The organism is Candidatus Thorarchaeota archaeon (genome assembly GCA_021498125.1).
In the GTDB taxonomy this organism is placed as follows: domain Archaea; phylum Asgardarchaeota; class Thorarchaeia; order Thorarchaeales; family Thorarchaeaceae; genus B65-G9.
This window is the reverse complement of sequence record JAIZWL010000008.1, coordinates 33674-55441: the sequence shown is the minus strand read 5'-3', so window position 1 is coordinate 55441 and position 21768 is coordinate 33674. Positions and strand designations below refer to the sequence as shown.

At 47.2% G+C, this 21768-nt stretch carries 20 protein-coding genes; 8 read left to right on the top strand and 12 right to left on the bottom strand.

What is annotated here, in order from left to right:
* Window positions 1-109 precede the first annotated feature (109 nt).
* Complete coding sequence (locus K9W43_13015) at window positions 110-457, bottom strand: hypothetical protein (protein ID MCF2138145.1); 348 nt, start codon at window positions 455-457, stop codon at window positions 110-112.
* Window positions 458-837: 380 nt separating this feature from the next.
* Between K9W43_13015 and K9W43_13010 the strand changes: the two genes are divergently transcribed.
* Both K9W43_13010 and K9W43_13005 read left to right on the top strand, forming a co-directional pair.
* A complete protein-coding gene (locus K9W43_13010) occupies window positions 838-3204 on the top strand; it encodes a hypothetical protein (GenBank protein MCF2138144.1) in 2367 nt (788 codons plus the stop codon).
* A 312-nt stretch (window positions 3205-3516) separates the two neighbouring features.
* On the top strand, window positions 3517-5841 hold the full coding sequence (locus K9W43_13005; GenBank protein MCF2138143.1) for a hypothetical protein: 2325 nt from the start codon (window positions 3517-3519) through the stop codon (window positions 5839-5841).
* An 88-nt stretch (window positions 5842-5929) separates the two neighbouring features.
* Here the strand turns inward: K9W43_13005 and K9W43_13000 are convergent, their stop codons facing one another.
* Window positions 5930-6919 carry a hypothetical protein gene (locus K9W43_13000; protein MCF2138142.1) on the bottom strand — a complete coding sequence of 330 codons (990 nt, stop codon included), beginning with the start codon at window positions 6917-6919 and terminating at the stop codon, window positions 5930-5932.
* 224 nt (window positions 6920-7143) lie between these two features.
* Here K9W43_13000 and K9W43_12995 point away from each other — a divergent pair, with 224 nt between their 5' ends.
* Genes K9W43_12995 through K9W43_12985 form a run of 3 tightly spaced genes read left to right on the top strand, consistent with a single transcriptional unit; the run spans window position 7144 to window position 11979 of the window.
* The gene (locus tag K9W43_12995; protein ID MCF2138141.1) at window positions 7144-7968 is read left to right on the top strand and encodes a CPBP family intramembrane metalloprotease; all 825 of its coding nucleotides are present in this window, start codon (window positions 7144-7146) and stop codon (window positions 7966-7968) included.
* A gap of 22 nt (window positions 7969-7990) precedes the next feature.
* Window positions 7991-11761, top strand: coding sequence for a WD40 repeat domain-containing protein (locus K9W43_12990; GenBank protein ID MCF2138140.1), 3771 nt, complete (start codon window positions 7991-7993; stop codon window positions 11759-11761).
* Window positions 11752-11979 (top strand): hypothetical protein, encoded by a 228-nt coding sequence (locus tag K9W43_12985; GenBank protein MCF2138139.1) that lies wholly within the window; start codon window positions 11752-11754, stop codon window positions 11977-11979. The genes K9W43_12990 and K9W43_12985 overlap by 10 nt, the downstream gene beginning before the upstream one ends.
* 13 nt (window positions 11980-11992) lie before the next feature.
* Here the strand turns inward: K9W43_12985 and K9W43_12980 are convergent, their stop codons facing one another.
* From K9W43_12980 to K9W43_12945, 8 genes are all read right to left on the bottom strand, one after another.
* Window positions 11993-12472, bottom strand: a complete 480-nt coding sequence (locus tag K9W43_12980; protein MCF2138138.1) for a hypothetical protein — start codon at window positions 12470-12472, stop codon at window positions 11993-11995.
* Between the two features lie 74 nt (window positions 12473-12546).
* Complete coding sequence (locus K9W43_12975; protein MCF2138137.1) at window positions 12547-12843, bottom strand: hypothetical protein; 297 nt, start codon at window positions 12841-12843, stop codon at window positions 12547-12549.
* A 1-nt stretch (window position 12844) separates the two neighbouring features.
* The gene (locus K9W43_12970) at window positions 12845-13636 is read right to left on the bottom strand and encodes a lipoate--protein ligase family protein (protein ID MCF2138136.1); all 792 of its coding nucleotides are present in this window, start codon (window positions 13634-13636) and stop codon (window positions 12845-12847) included.
* A complete protein-coding gene (locus K9W43_12965) occupies window positions 13614-14597 on the bottom strand; it encodes a radical SAM protein (GenBank protein MCF2138135.1) in 984 nt (327 codons plus the stop codon). The genes K9W43_12970 and K9W43_12965 overlap by 23 nt, the downstream gene beginning before the upstream one ends.
* Window positions 14598-14671: 74 nt before the next feature.
* Window positions 14672-16045, bottom strand: coding sequence for an NAD(P)/FAD-dependent oxidoreductase (locus tag K9W43_12960; protein ID MCF2138134.1), 1374 nt, complete (start codon window positions 16043-16045; stop codon window positions 14672-14674).
* An 80-nt stretch (window positions 16046-16125) separates the two neighbouring features.
* A complete protein-coding gene (locus K9W43_12955; protein MCF2138133.1) occupies window positions 16126-17061 on the bottom strand; it encodes an arginase family protein in 936 nt (311 codons plus the stop codon).
* Window positions 17062-17156: 95 nt separating this feature from the next.
* A complete protein-coding gene (locus K9W43_12950) occupies window positions 17157-18800 on the bottom strand; it encodes a hypothetical protein (protein MCF2138132.1) in 1644 nt (547 codons plus the stop codon).
* Window position 18801: 1 nt separating this feature from the next.
* Entirely contained in the window at window positions 18802-19272 is a 471-nt protein-coding gene (locus tag K9W43_12945; protein MCF2138131.1) for a hypothetical protein, read from the bottom strand.
* A gap of 409 nt (window positions 19273-19681) precedes the next feature.
* On the opposite strand from K9W43_12945, the gene K9W43_12940 reads away from it, so the two are divergent.
* The 3 genes from K9W43_12940 (at window position 19682) to K9W43_12930 (ending at window position 21085) form a co-directional block, all read left to right on the top strand.
* Window positions 19682-20032 carry a hypothetical protein gene (locus K9W43_12940; GenBank protein MCF2138130.1) on the top strand — a complete coding sequence of 117 codons (351 nt, stop codon included), beginning with the start codon at window positions 19682-19684 and terminating at the stop codon, window positions 20030-20032.
* Between the two features lie 3 nt (window positions 20033-20035).
* A complete protein-coding gene (locus K9W43_12935) occupies window positions 20036-20629 on the top strand; it encodes a hypothetical protein (protein ID MCF2138129.1) in 594 nt (197 codons plus the stop codon).
* Window positions 20630-20692: 63 nt separating this feature from the next.
* Window positions 20693-21085 (top strand): hypothetical protein, encoded by a 393-nt coding sequence (locus K9W43_12930; GenBank protein ID MCF2138128.1) that lies wholly within the window; start codon window positions 20693-20695, stop codon window positions 21083-21085.
* Here the strand turns inward: K9W43_12930 and K9W43_12925 are convergent, their stop codons facing one another.
* Window positions 21086-21289, bottom strand: coding sequence for a hypothetical protein (locus tag K9W43_12925; protein MCF2138127.1), 204 nt, complete (start codon window positions 21287-21289; stop codon window positions 21086-21088).
* A 19-nt stretch (window positions 21290-21308) separates the two neighbouring features.
* The gene (locus K9W43_12920) at window positions 21309-21749 is read right to left on the bottom strand and encodes a hypothetical protein (GenBank protein ID MCF2138126.1); all 441 of its coding nucleotides are present in this window, start codon (window positions 21747-21749) and stop codon (window positions 21309-21311) included.
* Window positions 21750-21768: the final 19 nt, after the last annotated feature.

Sequence of the window (21768 nt, the reverse complement as noted above, 5' to 3'; positions counted from 1 at the left end):
TTCTAATGCTATACAAAGCCATTCATAAGGCTTCGGCTTAGAAAAGTGTTTCTGGAAAACGGCTCCAAATGTAATCCGATGGCGGACTGGCAACAGGTGTGTCAGCTAATCAGAAGGCAATAGCTCGATCCCCAGCCTGAAACGAATCAACAATCTCGTTCCAGTATTGAGCGATCTTAGAGAGCGAATGGGAGAGGTCCTTGGTCAATCGGTATTGCCCCATGCGTTTCTCCACTATTCCCACATCGCGGAGCTTGCGCATCACTTTCACATAGAGACCTCTGCTAGAGAGAACAAAACGTTCCCATTCCGAGTCGGGTACTACTCCACCATTCCGCACGATTTCATTGAGAATCTTTGAGGCCTGCTCGACCTGCATCTCGGTGAAGAAGACATACCGCAGCAAATGACGAGGAGTGATGAGGGAAGGTCGGCGTACAAGATCAATCTTCGGCATATTTGATACCCGAATATAGGAACTGGCTCGAACACATATTAACTTAGGTATTACCCAAATCGCTGGTGTACTCGAACACTGCTAGTACACGTATCATAGCAAAATCGCTCCAAAAACTGCCTTGAAATGGCCTGTAGACACATTATATCAGGGGTCATTTTTTACACGTGTACTAGGACCATGCTAGTACACGTATGATCTTGACTAGTACACGTATGATCTTCGGATGACAGTTTCGAGGCCCATGATACACTATGCGAATACAAGACCGACACGGGCAAGTGATTTTATTCAAAAATATAGAAATTGAGAGATAGAACTAAAAGAGAATGAAGTGATTATAGACTAATCAATAATGATTCAATAATGAGTTGATTTTTATGCATAAGAGAGATCTTGGTTTTTTTTCGCTACTTGTCATTATCATCATGATTAGTTCAATACCGTTGGCAACATTTGGACATGATCGCCAAGCATCATCATCACCATCATCATCGAACAGAGAACAGGCCTCACCGCCTCTGAATTTTATTCCCGCCGAGACCAACCTCAGTAGAGAGGTATGGCGGAGCAATCATATCGCAAATGGCAATATGGAATCATGGGCGACCACCCATAGACCGACAGACTTCTCGACCTATAGAACCCGCGAAACAAAGGCATGGTATGCCACGACTCCTGAACCTGTCAACGAGGGATCACGTTCCTTAGGAATGCGGGCGAAGGCCATCGATTCTGACCACCCTGCGCAACTACGAATCTCAAAACAACAGTGGACCTATTGGGCCAATCCCGCAAACACGACCCTAAAGGTCGATTACTACATTGATCAAAATCCCAATCTTGGCACTAATGCAGATGCATTCTATCTCACCGTGACAATGGAATCAATAGGAGCCAGATATCTCAACTACTATCTATCAGGTGTACCAGACAGGACAAATTCTTCGTATTATGCCTACTTCATAATTAATTCCACTCTGGGCTCGTGGAAGACACTTGACCGAAACCTGACACGTGATTTCATCGATGCCTTTGGTCAGATCCCAACTCAATTCGATCAATTCAATTTTTACTTGAACAGCGTCACAAATGACTACCTTCAAGCATACATCGACGATGTGCATTTTCTCAATGGGACAGAAGTCAAAATTGGAGGGGACACTAATTTCGGTAACTTTGAGACCACTGGCACAGGTATTTCATGGTATTGGATAACCGAAGATCCTGCTGATATAGTTCAAAGCTCTATGGCTCACGAGGGATCGTGGAGCGCAAACCTCACGGCAATGTCATCAGGTTTTCGTAGTCGGGCAACCATGGACACTTATGTCAGAAGACGACTGAGCATTCTCAATCCCGATCGGTTTACCTTCTACTGGCAACTGAATGATCTGCAACATTCGAGCAATGATGTCTATTCCTATGTTCATGTTGAATGTTCAAACGGTACAGATGCCGAATTTGATGTCTACTATATGCTGTCCTATGGCGAGTCGTTGCCAACAATTGGTGGGCAAGGAGACCTCCTCATCAATGCGACAGGATTCAATGAGACCGGAGCATGGCACTATTTCAACAGAAGCGTCTTTGAAGATGTGCGCGCAGTCAACACGACAACCGATCTCATCGTGCAGAAAGTCACTCTCCTCGTGTATGCCTATGAGGCTCAAAGTCGTATCAGTGTTCTTTTTGATGAGATGGCATTTGTCGCAGCAAACCTGAACGACATGAGCTATGAGGACCAACGGGACATCGGATCAGAGGTTCTTGCATGGGGCGATTGTCATCAGGGGGACTATCCGGAATTTACCGTCACGGGAGATGCCAAAACGGGAAGCAAGGCCGCCAATCTGACCATCACGAATGGAGAAACAACAGATCTGTATCAAGAGCTCCAGAACATGGCATTCAATAATTCGACTGAACTGTATCTTGATCTTAATTGGAAGTTATTATCATTCTCGGGTCAGACTGATGAATATATCATGATTGGTGTGGAACAGGACTATGGTGGGTCCATAGGCTACATCCTTGCAAACAATAGTCCCGTTGAAAGCGTAGGATCATTTGACAGATATATCGTGGTCCCCGAGGCCAATACAACAGACGTATGGCTGAACTTCCAACGCGACCTCTATCACGACTTCAAGACTATATTCAATACAACAATCAATAGTTCTATCACAACGGTCTATATCTGTGCCAGTACCGAGACCGGCGGAAATCTCACGATCCTGTTTGATGACATTTACCTCTACACAGATACTGCACCCGGACTGAGTGGGGTTGAGTTCACTCCAACAGCACCTACTCAGAATGATGCTGTGACCGTCACGGTAGTGGCGGTAGACCCGAGCTTGGACAACGTGCTGCTCCACTATCGCGTCAATAATGGCACATGGACAGAGGTCACAATGACAGAGGCATCTAATGATCAATATACAGGGGCCATTCCGGTTCAATCCGTGGGGGCGGTAATTGATTTCTATGTCTCAGCAAATGACACCTATGGTAAGATCACAACAGCTCTCAACGGAACAGAGTACTATACATACACAGTTGTACAGGCACAGACAACATCTACCACGACAACTACCTCGACCACTTCAGGTACTACACCCACCACTTCACCAGCCACGCCTCCAGACTTCACTATGGTACTCATTGCACTTGGCATAATCGGAGCACTGGTTGCGTTGTTCATTGTGTACTTTGTGACTCAACGTCCAAAGCAACATGATTGATGTGGTGCAACAAAGGCAACATGGCTAGAGATCATTGGGATTCCGGATGCAACATGTGCCGCAGTTGTAAGGCAGAGGAGGCCCGGGATTCTCAATGATCCCTCCAGACGCCACAGTCCTATGCGGACACATCAAAGATGAAGGAAAGAGTCCGTATAAGAGCGCATTAAGAAATTCTACGTGATGAATAGGATTAAAAATGGTATACTTTTTGGAAAAAGTCCGCACCATGCGAATTAAGAAAGAGTTGATTCGATGAGCAAACGATATCAAAGACCACTTCCACTTATCCTGGTTCTTGTGATACTTTCTATGACCTCTGCAATGTTTGCAAATAATTGGCAAGAAACATCACAGCCCATGACGAACAGACCAACCTTGGACAACAAGATGATTCGTTCTGAGACCAATCTTAGCAGGGTCTCGTGGCAGTCCAACCATATTGCTAACGGAGATATGGAGATGTGGAACGATCCACATATGCCTTCTGATTATTATACCACCGCGACCAAAGGACGGTTTGCGTGGTATGCGACCTCGCCGGATCCCGTAAACGAGGGGTCAAGATCGTTGGGAATGCAGACAAGCACAAATGATCCAGAACGTTCATCGGACCTGGTAGTCACTCAAACTAGTTGGCCGTATTGGAACAACCCCATCAATACAACCCTGAAATTTGATTACTATGTTGCACAGAATCCCGCACCAGACGATGGTGATGTGTTTTACATCGAAGTGAGAATGGCATCGACATGGACAAAGACATTATGGTACTACCTGTCCGGTTCTCCAGTAGTTGTAAACTCCTCAATCAATACACGGTTTATAATTAATGATGGGACTGACTCATGGAAGACATTTGATCACAATCTAACACGGGACTTCATGGAAGCGTTTAATGAGACCCCAACACAGTTTCGTTTAATTAACATACATCTGGACTCTGAGACCGCTGACTATCTCCGAGTATTTATTGATGACATGAACCTGCTCAATGACACAGATGTCAAACTCGGTGGTTCTGTCAATCACGGTAATTTTGAGGCCACGGGTACTGGGAATCAATGGACATGGACCTCGTATAATGCCGCAGATATTGTTCAGAGCTCCACTGCCCACGAAGGGGACTGGAGCATAAATATGACTGCTGCTACAACGGGCTACGAGAGCTATGCCAACCTTCGGACTAATATTGACAAGCGACTGACAGATCTCAACCCTGGTCGTTTCACATTCTATTGGCAATTGGACGACGTGCAACACCTAAGCGATCACGTCTATGCCTATGTCAGAGCCGAGTGCCATAATGGAACAGATGAGGATTTCAATGTCTACTACATGCTCTCTTACGGAGAGGCAATGCCAGCCATTGGATTACCAGGAGACCTATTCATCAATGCAACAGGATTCAACACGACTGGAACATGGAATTTCTTTAACCGAAGCGTGTTCGAAGACATTCGAGCCGTCAATTCAACAAATGATGTCTATGTGAAACGGATCCAAATAGAAGTCTATGCACATGATAGTCAAGGTCGCATTAGTGTCCTATTTGATGAGATGGCTTTTGTTTCCGCATCATTGAACGATATGAGCTACGAAGATCAGGGAGAGGTAGGCTCCGAGGTCATCTCATGGGATGACTGTAAAGTTGGAACTACCCCCAATATCACTGTCACAGATGATGCAAAAACGGGGAGTAAGGCGGCCAACCTGACACTATCGAACGAGGAAGATGTCTCAATATATCAGACTATCAGAAATATCCCAATCAATAATCAGACCGAATTATATTTTGATCTGAACTGGAAACTAATATCGTTCTCCGGTCTGACCGATGAGTACATCATGATTGGCGTCTATACTGAGCATCTTGGCGGCATTGGCTATGTTCTTGCTAATGGAAGTCCCGTCGAGAGCTCCGGGAACTATGACAAGTATATTGTCGTTCCTGAAGTCAACACCACCGGAACATGGCTCAATCTCCAACGAGACCTCTATCACGACTTCAGCATGGCCTTCAATACGACTGTCAATGACACGATCACCGGAGTGTCACTTGTTGCTAATACTGAAACCAACGGGAACTTGACAATCCTCTTTGATGATGTCTATCTCTACACCGATCCCGCACCGGAATTGAGTGGGCTCGCCTATTCTCCACACGCACCGACTGAAGAGGACAATGTCTCCGTCGAGGTTTCAGCCGAGGATCCAAGCCTCTCGCTGGTGATGCTACATTACCGTGTGGATAATGGATCATGGACACTTGTTCAAATGTCCGTGACGGCAGACAATAGATACAATGCAACAATAGCAGCACAGGCAGAAGGAGCTACTGTTAAGTTCTATGTGACTGCAAATGACACCTATGGCAAGACATCCACCCTGCTCAACGGGTCAGAATACTACGAGTACACCGTCATAGCCGCACAGACGACCACTACAACCACCACGACCACATCGAATACAACCACAACAACTACTACAACACCCAGTACAAGTAACACGACTACATCTCAGCCGGCACCCCCAGATATCACACCTTTGCTGATCCTGCTGGGAATCATTCTCGTAGTCGTAGTCATTGGAGTAATGTATGTTGTATTCGTGAAGCCAAAACAACAGACAAGTTAGTACAATATTCAAAACAAATGCAGGACGAGGGCGGACCACTCCGACCCTCGAAACCTGCGACCTCTTCTTTTTTGTGCTCTTAACTCCCTCAGATAGTTCGCTGTCGTGATCCTTTGACAAGCATGAGAAGAACGATCATTGCTGCAAAGGCACCAATGGAGACCACTGTCTGAAATGCAGGAGTACCAATACCCCCGAACAAGAGAAGGACACCTGTGAGAAGGCAGACAATGAACGGCAGGATGTTATAGGGATACTGAATCCGTGACATTCCGGCAATAAGCAAAAACAGTCCAAAGCCAACGATTGCAAAACCGAGAGAGAGAGCCCACATCACAGCAATGAGTTCGAAGATACCGTACAGGGCCCAGCCCGCAACAGGGAATAGAAAGGCTATGATCAACCACACAAGATCAAAGATCAGGATGATCTTCAAGCCAGTGGCCGAGTTCTTGATATCCACATCGGAGGGGGCGTTGGAGAACATTATTGTCATTGCGAGAAACGCCACGATCCAGAAGAGTGGATTTACTACAGTGAGACCCGCAAAGGTGTAGATGAACTCGTACACGAAACCAAAGATCGCAACAAGGGGATATACAGGATCGTTCAGTAGGGTCGGATTTGCCTTGAGGGAGATCAGATTCTGCAAGAGTTGCAATGCCTCGCCTCCAATTCCAGGGGTTCCCGGAACTAGATACGTTGCACCTAAGGCAAAGAACACCAATAGTATTAGAGAGACCGCAACCGGAGCGAGTCCGATGATTGCGCCCTTAATAGGGCTGGAGGGTACCCTGTGTCGAACATAGCCAAGAATGACTCCGTCATCGGTGACCTCAATATTGATGGGCTTGAACTCCACGATCTCCGTGCCCGTGAAGACACAGCCGAGCGCATGGGACGACTCGTGAAGCGCGACACCCGGACCGACTAAGAGCCGCCACGCACGCGAACCGATGTCCCGAGTGGTCTGTAGAGCGCGATGTGATAGATTCTCAAGGAGCCAACCGAGGCCCCAGACGATAAAGAAGAGAGCAATAGCCAGTAGAACTATTGTAAAGTACGCATTCAGTGCCATAGATTCCGTCTCCATCACCCAGTCGGCAGGACAAGGTAAATCAATTGTTTCAAACCTCAAGTAATAAAGTTGTAATATTTCACTCTTCCTGAGAAGTAGTCAACGGCAGTATCTCCGCAAAAATGATGGGAATACAATGAATTTGGCACAGGTCGGGTGTGCAGGGGACAAATATCTTTACATGAGATTTATTAATCCCGTTAAAAATCACGTTGCTGAGTATTATGCGCGATGAGGATAAAAAGGCGGGAATTTTCTATGTTGTAACTTTGCTCATTGGTGGAGTATGCTTTCTGCCGTGGGTGTTATCATCATATGGGATAATCCCTGACAACCCGGTCTTGCTCTCGATCATGATGACCTTAGGTGGACTCTCTCCCACTATTGCAGCAATACTTGTTGTGAGACAGTACTATGGCGAGAGATCAAAATTCTTGTTTAGTGCGTTCTCTCGCAAGTGCGCTCCTGTGTGGTTAGTTCTATCTCTGATGATTCCTCTTTTGCTGTTCGTCGGCACCTTGGGAATTGTAATTGCATTTGGAGCGGTCTATGATCTCACATTGATAAACTGGGTAACGATCATTCCGCTTCTGATTTCGTCAGTCCTCATGAACGTATGGGAAGAGATAGGTTGGCGTGGATTCGCCTTGCCGGAACTTCAGGGAAGGCATAACGCACTCATCTCAAGTATCATTGTAGGTCTCATGTGGGCAGGTTGGCATTGGCCCCACTTTTTGGTCAAAGATAGTCAGATGCTCAAGGTGTTTGGATCGGTGAGCGTCTTTGTGATCGAAACTGTGTTTGTGACCATTATAATGACTTGGCTCTATAACTCGGCTCGTGGAAATCTGGTCGTTCCAACTCTGTACCACGCCATGGAAAATGCGGCGGGCATTGCGATCGTAATAGAAACAGGTTTTGTTTTTAATGAGATATTCCATATGGTGGTCATCACAATCTTGGCAATACTGGTCATTGTGATATTTGGGATTAAGAATCTGTCATCAAAGCAAAGGACAGCGATCGTCGATTTAATCGAAGACAATTAAATCATTGACGAGGGAGACCAGAATGAGAAATCCGCTTGAGAGGCTATTCAGACAGGCGACAGCCATTGCTAATTCCGTCAGGGGAGTGTTGGGAAGTATCAATATCGGTGGAGCCTTCAAGCAGACGCTCTGTTCTATTGCCGTAGGTGCACGTTATGTCCATGAGGCAGTGGTCGGTGTAACGGAGTTCGTCGAACCGTGGGTCGAGATGTCGGACTTCTTATTGCCACTTGTAGATATGATTAAGAAACGACTCAGTGTAAAAGCCGTATTTAATGCGGCCGCCAAACAGATCACAATCCCCGACTCAGAGGTAGAGAGATACAAGAAAGTGATCTCGCAGCTCATCAAATTGGATGAGGAAGTACTGAGGGATTTGATTACCTCAACAAGTAGTAATGCCATCACTGAATGGATCATAGGAAAGAATATCCCACAGAACCATGCAGAGATCATCGCAGAAATAGTATGGGAAGAGATGGTGGGGATCTACAGCGAGTCCCCTGAATTGGGACTGATCTTTACAAGAGCGATGTTCAATCAGACGATCGAGGAACTCCATGGCATCCGGGCAGAAGAAGACAGCATCAAGAAGGAGATCCACGACCTGCAAGATATTATCCAAAAGATACTTGCACAGATCGAACAGAAGTACGACCAAATACAATTGCATGAGTTCCACTCCATCTGGTCGTATATCACAGGTTTCGAGCGTGATCAAAATACCGAGTTAACAGAACAGCCCATGTTTTTCAGAACACCGTATCCAAGTCTTGTTGATTTTATGCATGGTTACATTGTTGAGAGACCGCCGATATTGAATAAACTTGCAGAAAATTTAGAGGCCAATACAGCACAATTGTTGATGGCACCATCAGGTGCGGGCAAGACGACGATCGCATTTTCATTTGGCCTTACTATGGCTGGAAATCTGTGGGAGGTATACTACCGTAACGTGTCATTTCTCGATGCAAATATACTGACATCACTCGCACAACGACTGGAGACATTTCTCAAAACTAAGAAATCATCACGAGTCCTGTTGATCGTCGATGATGTCCATTTAAAATTATCAATTGCGAACGAGCTGCTTAGAACTGTGAAGACTATCGCATCTCGATACAAGAATCGCATTCACATACTGCTCCTCAGTAGAAGCCGGCCACAGCAGGAGTTTGTCGATCTGCTTGGTCAGATACCTATGATCACCATTGATGAAAATGATACGCAGGTCATAATGAATGAGATTGTCGACAGGCTAATAGAGAAAGGATACGTCGATGGCAATGAGAGGGCAGTAAGAAGACTGGCCAAGCTCCAGAGAGATACACTGTGGGAGCTGTTTTTCCAGATAGAAACTATCAAACAGTCAGAGGGGAAGGTGGATGTTTGTGATGCATTGACGACCCACTTATTCCATGAACACGCGCAGGTCGTGGTTCGAAATGATCCTGTCAGAGATATCTTGAAAGACATGAGCCAAGTCAAAGTCACAAAGATACTTGGCACACTGGCACGATTCTCACAACTTGAGATTGCAGTATCCGAATCGTTCCTGTCAAATTTGGAGTTCTTGAGAGATTGCACGAACGTTGAGAGAGTACTGCATGCGTATGCAGACTCGGGAGATATCATAAAGCACACTCATAATTTAGATGCATATTACAGGTTTCCTCACGCCAGCATTGCAAATCTGATTATTGATTGCCTCAAGAAGAAAAAGACTATCTATGACACAGATTGGGAGGTCGGACTATACGAAGAGTTCCTCAGTCATCACGATTGCAATATGAGCGACATAATAAAAATTGTAGAATATGATCCATACCTTGCAAATCTGTTACACGACCGTATCCTTGACAGGATTACATCGCTAAAAACGGATAATGCAACACTGGCAAGAATCAGTGAGATAATGTACAGAATATCAAAGAACAGGGGCTTTGCGAAGATTGTCGCCGAGAGCACTGGGAAAGTACTGATCCGGGTCTCAGATGCTCAATCAGAGATCGTCGGAGCAGTGGCATGGCATCCCGATCTTCCAATAGTAGCAACTGGATCCATTGATACGACAATTAGACTACATGACGCCAAATCGGGGCATCATCTAAAAATCTTGCAGGGCCATAAGGGATACATCAATGATATTGCGTGGCGACCTGATGGCAAACGTGTTGCTTCGGCAGGAGATGATCGTTCTGTCATCATCTGGAACCATTGGCAGGGAACAGTTGAGCAAAGACTTGAGGGTCATAGCCGAGGAGTGATGTCAATCGCGTGGAGTTCAAACGGATTATATATTGCATCAGCCTCTGCGGATAGAACTGTACGGATATGGAACGTAAAGACTGGCGAGTGCCTAATAGAACTCAAGGACCATAAAGCAGCAGTGACAGGTGTAGCATGGAACCACATTCGAAACCTTATTGCCTCAGTATCGGCGGATGGCAAGATACTTATTTGGAGGATTCAGGACGAGAATAAAATAAAAATCACCGGGCAGATTCAAGGGCCAGTAGGAATACATGCACCCCCTGTCTGGAGCAAGTCGGGAAATAGACTTGTTGTTGGCAATGTAACGGGACAGATTTTCATCTGGAATATAGAATCAAATAATATTGAAACGACTCAGGATAAGGAAGGACCAGATACTAAAACGATTCAGTTAGATAAAGAACCGATCCTTCGTGTCTGGGCGGATGACAAGAACATAGTTGTTGCTCAGAGGAATAAGGGGATTTTGTGGATCGAGGAACCCCCAACCACGATTGCAGAGCCGAATATAGTAACATTGAATTATAGTACCGAGTTCGGAACAGCCTATTCCGTACAACCAGTCGGTCTCACTTTTCGGTTCCTGCCAATTAAAAAAGAAATTAAAATCAGACCAACAACATACTGGGTCGATCACGTGGAATGGTCACCTGATGGAAAACATTTTGCAACTGTGAGCGATGATGGTTGGTTTAGAATCTGGGATCTGCAAACCTATGAAGTGATTTTTGAAAATAAATTTGTTGACAACTGGTTGATCTCATGTAGCTGGAGAAAAGAGGGGAACCGGATCAGTATAAGCTCGTCACAGGGGGAGGTCATCCTATGCCAATTCTCCGAAGACCTGAGAACAATCATATCAACACATAGAAGGAAAATCCACGAGGGAATTGTCCGGACTGTGTGGTGGCACCCTTCAGAAGATGTTATCCTCACATCAGGACTGGACGGAAAAATTATTATTTATAATCCCGAAAAGGATCTTATCGAACAGGAAAAGACTGTGAAAATACCAATCATAGAAACGAGTTGGAGCCATAAAGGCGACAAGATAGTACACCCGGATGAACGCGGAGTAGTGACAATTGTAACTCGTCGAGATATCCACGAGATTGTCATGCAATCCGAGCCAATAGATGCAAAACTCAGGAGCATTGCGTGGAGCCCGGATGATACAAAGATTGTGGCGGGGACAACAGAAGGAGACCTAATCATCTGGGATGCAAAGACCGGAAAGCAACTGAGAAAACAGAGAGTTCATACAGGGTGGATTAGGCACTTGGTGTGGTCGGCACACGACAACAAAATCCTGACCGCCTCAGAAGACCACACGATGCAAATCATTGACGCCGAGAGCTTGGAGGTATTGTATCGGCTTCCCATCAACGGAAAAGGCGCATCAATAGCAGTAGATCCAGTAGACGGCAAGAGGTTCATCATCAGTGATAGTCTTGGAGAGATCATACTTCAGGAAATGGATCACAAAAAGCAAGAGGAGGAGACAACTCAATGGAGGTAAACCGGACCTTTGATGCAATTGGACTGGAAGAGGAAACTATCCTTCGGGTCATACCATATGAACTTGATCGAATAGAGATCGATAAGAAACTTGAGATTCTTGTGACTGACGAGGAACTGGCTAAGAAAATCAGCAAGGGCTGGAAGAGAGCCAAGTTTGTAGAAAAAGAGGAAAGAGAAGACCGCATTGCGGTACTTCTCGAACGATCACGAGAATGATTGGGATTAAACATCAATCGAGACCGAGTTCTCTGCGCTTCTCCTTCTCGACGCGGGCAACCTCTTCCTTTTTCCTGCGTTCCATCTCTTTCTCCTTTTTGCGTTTGGCCTTTTCGACTTCCTTCTCTTTCTCACGCTCTAACTCACGAATTCGCTTTTTGCGTGCGTCTTCAGCTGAGCGAATCCTCTTCTTGAGGCCATCTGCGCGCTTTTGCAAGTCTTTGATCTTAGAAGATTTTTGACCCTTGGCCTTGCTGTAGGCCTTGTCAGCGGAACGCCAATCCTTTTCGGCTTCTTTCATACGGCGGCGCATTGATTCATATGCTTCACGTCTGCTCTCAGCAGTCTTACGTAAGTCCTCGATCTCGCCATCGATGCGTGCACTAATCCCGGTCAGTTCGGCTTCAACAGAATTGAGATCCCGTTTGAACTTCGCTATATCGGTGTCGATCTTCCGGATCTTTTTATCTGATAGGTACCATTCTTCGGTCATTATTATCGAGCAGCCAAAAGGTACAATCCTATTTTAGCGTTTGCAGAGTACCTGAATAGTGAAAATATTCTCAATCAAGAGGAAGATGCAGTGGTAGAAAATGCCAAAGCAATGACATGCGCAAAATCTTGCGCCGAACAACCAATGACCTGAACGCCCTGCTCTCTGAAAAATGCATCAATACGCTCACTCAGTGAGGTCTCATCGACCTGCTCACCGATAAGAGCCTCTTCGAGGCCAACAAGAGCAGACTCTGGGTGAAGAAAAAAATCACCAGTAAACTGGATCTGCTGAATCGTGGCGTCCGAGAGAGTCACCTGAACCTTGATGAGTTTTCCACCGGGGACTTTGTACTGTGCGCGATACAACATATCACCTCGAAAAGTTCCAGTCTTTGCTGGAATACTTTGCGCGTGCAAGATCCTTAGCGGTCTGCTTCTCAGACTCTGAGAGGTGACCTGCGACCAGCTTCACTCCTAACGCCGAGGAAAAGCCTTCGACCAATGCATCTCTAAGTTCACGCATCTCAACATCTCGGCCAAGAACATCACGAATAGATATGACCCGTTGCTTGACATCCTTGATCATCTTGTCGGATATTTTCTCTTTTGGGACTTTGAGTATCGAGAACATCTTTTCCACATCAAGATCCATGAGTGTCGTACCATGCTGCAGAACAGTCCCGTATCGTCGGGTCTGGGCGTTACCTGAGATCTTCTTCCCACCAGTCACGATGTCGTTAATGGGGTGAAACTGAGCCTCAATACCAAGTCGCTCCAATGCCACGACTATCCCTTTGCAGAGAATCTCATAGGACTCGATGATGTCAGAAGGTACCAGCCTGTGGCCCTGCGGCAAGATGATACTGTAGGTGATCTCTCCATCATAATCGTGATAGACAGCCCCGCCACCAGTCACACGCCGGACCACATCGATGCCGTGCTCACGGCAGAATGCCACATCCACTTCTTCTTCCATACCCTGAAAGACTCCAATGGACACGGCTGATGGTTGCCAGCGATAGATACGCAGTGTGGGAGGAGCCTTGCCGTCCCTCATAGCAAGCATGATCGCCTCATCGATTGCCATGTTCATTGCAGCAGGATTCACTTCAAGGTCAATGAATCGTATCTCTTCCATGTCATACCAACTCTGTCTCTTCAAGAGCCTCCTCTACCTCGACTCCCTCAAGAGGGCGATGATAATTGTAGAGTGGACCACGTGGTCGTTCGTTATAGTACGGACGATTGCACCCGACGCACCCGGATGTCCTGAATGCAGCCCCTGAAGAGAGGGTCTCACGCAACCAGTCCGGACTTGCATCTACGGTGATACGGCCGCGATCATCAATTAGAATCTTCGATGCGGGTAATAGACCATTGAAGAGAAGATATCGGGCAACCTGTACTCGTCTATACGTCGATATCGGGGGCTGAGGGCGTTTTTCTAATGCAGTGCCTCGAATCGGGGTGAAGGCAAAGAGTCCAACGCTGACACCAAGATCGAGCATCGTCTTGAGAAAACCTAATGCCTCACCCTCGGACTCACCAAGCCCGATTATGAGATGTGTCGTCACGCTCCCAGAGCCAAAGATCTCAAGGGCCTCTTTGAGCGAAGCGATGTGTGAGTCCCAATGAAATGGAGCGCGCCGACCCTCACCCTTGATCTGAGAAAACAGTTCAGGCGAAGAGGCATCCAGCGCGATTCCAATATTGTCAACCCCTGCGTCCTTGAGGCGGTGCATCTCATCACGTGTCACAGGGCCCGTTGCGGCAGATAATGGAACCGAAGAGACCTCACGAATCCGGCGCACCATGAACTCTACATCGTCAACGAAATGTGGATAGTTCACGCACTGAATGCAAATACGGAGAAACCCCTCCGTCGTGCGCAATCGATCAAGTGCATCTGAGAATTGGTATACTGGCCAAGCGATACGGGCTAGAAGATCCGAATGGCTACTGCTCTCACGGGCCTGTGGACAAAAGGCACAATTTGCAACACAACGACCCTTGTAATAGGTCATAAAGAATGCTGTCGTGAAATCAGGATCCTTAGTCCCATCAACGAGCCCCATCTGAATTGCTGTACCAAGTGACAGGCGAACCTGTTCGACTGATGCCATAGAACATACCGCCAGAGATGAGAGAGAGAGAAAGAGGATGCTCGTGAGCAAGCATCCTTACACAAAGGATCAAACTAAGCTTTCTTAGCCGCCTCATAGATCGGAACAAGTCGCTTCTGCCAGTCAGCCAGACCTGCCGGAGAGTCCGGATACTCGGCATATACAGCCTTGATATCTTCCATGAGGTGGGCGACCCGATTGACACGCTTAAGCAGGGGAATGTTACCGATTCCCGAAACGAGCCGCTTGAACTTGTCACCAATCCCGATGTCCATCTTACCAGTGATACTGACATGTAATAGATCCGCACCCTTGATGATTCCCTTTCGGAATGCAAAGTCAATGTCCTCATTGGTGATATTCAGCAGGAACCATCTGAAAATGTCCAAAGATGCCTGCTTGATGCCATAGGCCTGCATATAGCGAGGATTGTATGACCACAGACTCTCGATTGATGTGTCACCTGCCTCAAGAGCATCAGAGGCTGTCAGACCTGCAAGGGCACCACCCAACATTGAGGAGCCAATACCACCGCCATGAACAGGATTCACTTGACAGGCTGCATCACCAACTAACATGAAGTTGTCATCGACCATGGTGTCAATGGGCCGACGAACTGGAGCAATACCACCACTGCTGTCGATCACGTTTAGTTTCGTCTTCATGAAGTCCCACGTGGTGCGAATGAAGCTGTCAAAGACCTCTTTCGGTGCACGGTGACCAGGAAGCATCATATATCCAAGACCGACATTGACGCGGTTTGGCCCCTGTGGAAAGACCCACGTATAACCACCAAGAGTCTGTTCCTGATTCCAATAGATCTCTAGGATCTCAGGGGTCTCGAAAGTATACTCAGGGGTCTCATAGACATCACGCCATGCGACCATCTGATCGACTTTTTCAATAGTCCGCTCGATCGGTGTGCTCTCAGGTAATTGACGACGGAGCATCCCGGTAGCACCAGTCGCGTCAATGACAATATGAGCTGAGAGATCTCGATCACTGTCACTGTCCGACGAGCGAATTCGGACACCGGAGACCTTTCCGTCCGTGAGAAGCAGTTTCTTTACATGAGTTGAGGCCATGACCTCAGCCCCCGCCTTCTCTGCAAGCCCAAGGAGCCATTGGCCAAACTTGTGCCTATTGAAGGAGTAGCCAGTTGTAGAGGGACCGGTCATCCTCAGACGATGTTCCATATCAGGAGCTATGAGATCGATTCCGGTCACATCGTGCTCGACCACATCACGTGGTACGCCAGGGAGCTGAATTAGTTCCGCGAGCTCTTTCATATGATGCGAGCCCAGTGCATCACCACAGGTCTTGAGCCCGATAATATCATGTTCCTTTCGATCAATCAGTAACACGGATCTCCCGCGTTTAGCAAGTGTATATGCCGTGACGCTGCCTGCGGAGCCTGCACCGGCAATGATTACATCATAATCAACCATTGTTGTTACCTCTATTGTAGAGCTTGGGCCTAAATTCAGGCGCACTTGTCAGTTGAAGAAATAAGCCAGTCTATCTTGACTTAACTCTTCTGATATGCAAATCCAGCAAGGATTTCCTTGACTACATCTCGTGCTGTGATAGTAGCAAGCCCAGTCTTATCAAGTAATGGGTTTAATTCCACTATATCAGCAGATCGGACCTTCCCTGTTGCAAAGGCCACTCGTAGAAACTCGAACAGTTCGTCAGGCGTGAGACCTCCCGATTCGGGATGCGCCACCCCGGGAACGACCTCAGGGCGAAGTACGTCAAGATCGATAGTAATGTGGATTGCGTCCACGCGCTGGGCGATGTCGATCACAGCACTCCGAAAGGAATTGAGGTCTGCAATCCAAGAAGACCCACTGCCGAGCAACTCTTCGATCTGAGAATAGATAGCACTTCGTAGATCATGGGCTGCTATGTTTTGAGGTGTGACAAGATTGTCGTGAACGATACGACGGAGAGTCGTGGCATGGGAGAGCTTGTAGCCTGCATAGTCAGGATAAAAGTCGGCATGCGCATCGAACCAGATGAGTCCGTATTCCCCAGGCGACCCACGCTTCAGTCCACGAACAATGGGATATGTGATGAAGTGATCGCCACCCAGAAAGAGGAGATAGGTCCCTTTCTGAGAGACCCTATAGACCGCATCAGAGATGTCGTACATGGCTGGCTCGGGTTGTCGAAGATCAACCTCAAGATCGCCAACGTCCTCAAGGGTGATAGCCTTGCTGAGAAATCCACGTGCTGTAGGAGTTGAAATGCCTGCTAAGGATGGTTGACTGTGAGACCATACACCAGTAGTGGCCCGACGAATGGCGTCTGGGCCAAAACGACAGCCGGGAGAATAACTTGATGTGAGATCATAGGGCACACCTATCACACCTACATCTGGAAGCCCCTCTGACGGAGGCGGAATCCCAAAGAAGAGATCGGGAACCTTCAGGAAGCCGTTTAGTTCATCCTTAAGCGACATCAGTATCCATACAGACATTGCAGGATTACAAGATAAAGATAATCAAAAAAGAGCAGGATTGCTGGCCCCGTAAAGAGCCAGCAATTCGAAAGAGCCTATTGTCTTCGCTTGAAGATACCAACAATCTGCCAGACACCAACAAGCGCGATGAGTGCAATGACCCCACCAGTGTATGGCCAGCCATCACCGATCATCTGGGTGAAGACCCCACCAGCACTCTGCATCACAGTGAATCCATCATCAGGAGTGACCTTGGAATACTGCTCGCCATTGTAGGTATAGGTGAGCTGTGCCCCATCGAATTTGTAGGTTCCCTCGTTCTGGAATGTGACCGTGTAGGTCATGCTCTGCGATTCTCCAGCACCAAGGGTTGTAAACATCTTGGTGGTGTCTCCAGAAACGGAAATCGTGGTATAGTATGATAGGAAACCCACATCGGAGATCGTCACGTTATTGATGGGCGAATCCCCTTTATTGGTCACTGTGACGGTGACAGTTGTTGAACCACCAGGCGTCGTAGAGGTCGGACTGAACTCCCGTTCGATTGTGACCAGTGGCGGAAAGTCATCACTGTCAAAGTGAATGACGTAATCGCTCTGAGTGCCGTAGTGAGTCGCATTCCAGATGACCATGCTTGAATTCTCATCAACCATAGTGAAACCATCTTCGTATGGCGTGACAGATGTGATATTCGAAGTGCTTGGGAGATGCACTAACACCATTGAGGTGACACCATTCATCGGAGTAAGATCGCTGGTGGCACCAATCAGTGACGCGACACCGATCTCAGTAGTGCTACTGGAAACAACTTGATCACCAATATATGCAACAGCCCCAACACCAAGTGGGCCCGTTATGTTAGTGGGCATTCCTTCGGGGAATAGGTTAGAGAACCCAGAATCGGAGGCCAGTGCCATTCCACCGCTGCCACCGTCACCACCATCGCCACCCATGAACTCGTCCATGAGGTTGATGAAGCTCTGCATATCCGGAATGACAAGCATCCCTGCTGCACCAGAAGCTGCATCAAGGAATGTGGATCTATCAATAGCGTCACCAAAGCCGCCACTGCCGAAGACACTAAGAACTGCGTCAAAGGTCGCTGCATAGTCAGCGTTTATGCCATAAATGAAAAGGTCCAATGAGTCAAACGGCAGGGTCATGTTTTCATCTTGGAACATGCTCTGGTCAACACGTATGCTGAAGATGTCATAGAATCCAAAACCGAAGGTTGAAGTCAATGTGGATAGAACGGATCCCATCCGCTGAGCTGCCACACCTTCTTGCAAGTTGAGATAAGCAGCACCAACAATTCGGAACTCTGTGCCTAACATGTCCAGAATATCGGACGGACCAGAGTCATCACCAAATTGCAGAGCGCTGAAACCGCTCGAAGAACTGCCGCCCATGTCCATGCCCATGAGATTCATGAGGTACGGGAGCATTTCCCCGTTCACACCGAGCATGGCAAGTGCAATACAATCATCGAACATGGGATCATCAAGATTCAGAGCACTTGTAGGAATCCCAAGCCGCCCATAAATGACAGCAGGAACTCCAGAAGAATCAATATTCACAGCAGCTAACTCGGCACCATTCTCTAGCAGATCGGTCAGGATATCATCCATGTCTGGACCATCGGCCGGAACAAATGAGGGGCCTGCCGCGACAAAGACTGGCGCAAAGGCTAATGCTATAATTAAGATAAATGCAAATGCGTGCGTGTATCGTTGTTTCATTTTAAAACTCCACCTTTTGTCTTATTGTTGCTCCTAGAATTGCAGATATAATGACTGTGGCTAGTGGTACGATCACAAACACTAGCAAGGGTGCAATTACCTCCATTGGATCGGAAATACTTGTACCACCAAAGGCCATGGGAAGAAGCTGCGAGATGAGATCTTTCACGATAGGAATCGATAAGATATCAAGCAGTGAAGACCCTGGGGGAATTGGTGGCATCGCGCCCATATCAATTCCAGTAGAGAACATCTGAAAGACTGAGAAGACAAGTACTGCCAGACAACCCAACCACGTCATCAATCCCACAACAAACCCGCCTTTCTTGGTCCCAGCAATAATCCCTCCAATCAGACCCCCAATGATCCAGACTGCGAACATTACAGGGTTTGTCAATGGATTAAGAAGCATGGCATTCACCATAATCATGGTGGGGCGAACATAGTTTCCCATTTGAGGCGCCAACCACATGATCAGGGTCTCATATCCTGCAGGCAGTAGTAACCAAGAACCTGCAAGAACTATGAGTAGAGCTGCAAGCCAACCAAAGTATTTACTTCTAAATTCGATTATCGTTATGAGCCTCCTCTATAACTGATTGTACTTGGGTGTTAAATGACACAGAAGGTTATTAATGATACGTGTTTTACCACTATTCGATATTTCGATATGACAGATGAACCTCATATCAGCAGTCTCTCGGATCATCCATGAGTTCGAGTCCAGGATATGTCAACATGCCCTGATCGGACCTGTGTGCTTGATACGATACAATGAAATATCTTGGAACATCTATGACACATACCTTACCTGATGATAGAGCGGAAATACGGATGTGCAGCTTTGCACACAAGAATCTAGATAGTCGGATTGATGTATTATGAATACGGACACTGACCGCACAATATACGAGCTAATCCAGTTGTTGTCATCATTGAATGACACAAGAAGGGCCATCATCATGGCGTTAGCTCATATATACCCAAAGAGTGTCAGCGGTGTCCAACTGAGTCGCCTCATCGGCTACAGCGGCAAATCGCGCAGTCTGTACCGGGGAGTCCTCTCGCATTTGCAGGAAGATAATATGATAATGATCGATCAACTGACGCCCAAACTCTACGCGATACGAATCAATGCGGATCATCCACTACTGGGAGTCCTCGTTGAGATGTGCAAGGAGCACGGGCGAGAAGCACGAGAGATTTACACAAAGGTGTTGGAGGCTAATTAATTAATGGACCCCCTCTTGAAACAGGCACAGGCACTGTATCACGATCGGCAGAAGATCGCCCTCGCAACCATACTGGTAGCCTTCACAGCGACTCTATATATATTATATAACGCACCCATTATTTGGATCGGGCCAGCACCGGATATACCCGTCCCAACGGGGTGGGTCGCAGGTTTTGAGACCGTGGCCTCATTCAATACAGTAGGTCTCTTTCTTGCAGTGTCCATCATGATATTCTTTTATGCGTTCTGGACATGGGCATATCTACCCAACCCTGCTACCGTCTACACTCAGGCGGTAATCCAAGGTATCCTTGGTGAAGATATCAACATCCGGCAGATGATAGGACGAAGATTTAGAATTAGTCTTGAAAACGGGACTGAGATTAGTATCCGCTGCAGAACACGTAATGGTTCTGGTGAGTGGTTTGTATACAACTTGGAGTCTTCACCAATCGAGGACAAACGGTTAGAGGAGATTGCTCTGCGACATGGGATGCACACCAATAACGGCAGATTTTCTACATGGGTGAGCAGTGATGAACTCCATAGCCGCCTGCTCCTCCTGACAAAAGCAATCAGAATCACCAAACATTGAGAGCTTATCCGTCCAACATATCTATTTCAGCGCATTAGTCTCAATAACATTAGGGATCACGTGATGATGCGCATCAAGAGGACTATAGACATAGCAATGAGCAATTATGAGAACATCATCGGAGCCTGTGTCTTCGACTATGAAGGGCGAGTTGTGTACACAACTGAAAACATGAATTTAGCACCCGGAGATACTGCTACGATCATGGAGGCATGGAAACGCCAAAATCAGACGTTTCAGGTCAAGGGCATAAACTTCATCTCAGCACTGACAGAGAAGAACGGATTTGTGGCCATCAACCCAGATGGAGCAGTCACGCTCATTGCCGGGACTGACAAAGGAGTGTGGTTCGTATCTGCCTTTGCGCCCATGGACGTGGACAAGACAGGGATATTGAGAGAATGTATCCAAGCCGCCAAAAATCTTGAACGCTCGGTCTCGATCTTTGACGTGTGATCACCGAGCGACCAGATCAAATGTCTGACGCTTCCATAACTCGTTACTTGCCAGAATCAAGACTATGCTCACAATCACTCCAATCGTCAGCAGAAGGACACCGCCGAGAAGCGTTCTACCGGTGAGCCAGTACAACACCCAGAGAATAATCCAGATAAGAAGCAGGAGGACACGGAGGGTGCTGTTGATTTGTTTAGGGTCCATAATAATAGCCTCGTTCTACCTAAGCTGATACTGCTCTCTGTTCGGCAATAATTCTCGCCTCAACAGCAAGAATCGCACCGACCCACCCCACAGATTGAGCGACCTGTACTGACCAAGACATATAGAGCTGACCGACCAGTACGGCCTGCACCAGACTGAGAAAGAGTCCTAGCACACCAGTCCCGACCGCCACAAGAACAATATTCCGTCCGAGTTCGACTCGGGTGGTCGTCATCACAATACCACCAATGATGATGCCTACACCACACATGATAGTAAGAGCCGCAAGGATGCCAACAATGATCTCAAAAGTGACAGCGGCATCGGGGCCGAAGATGAAATCTATGTTGTCAAGAATGTCGCCCACTATACCGATGGCACCACTGACGCCTGATGCAATGAGGAGAAGTCCTCCAAGTAGACTTAGCACAAGAGATGTGCGATTATGTATCGATTTCAAGGCGGGGTTGTTGCGGGGT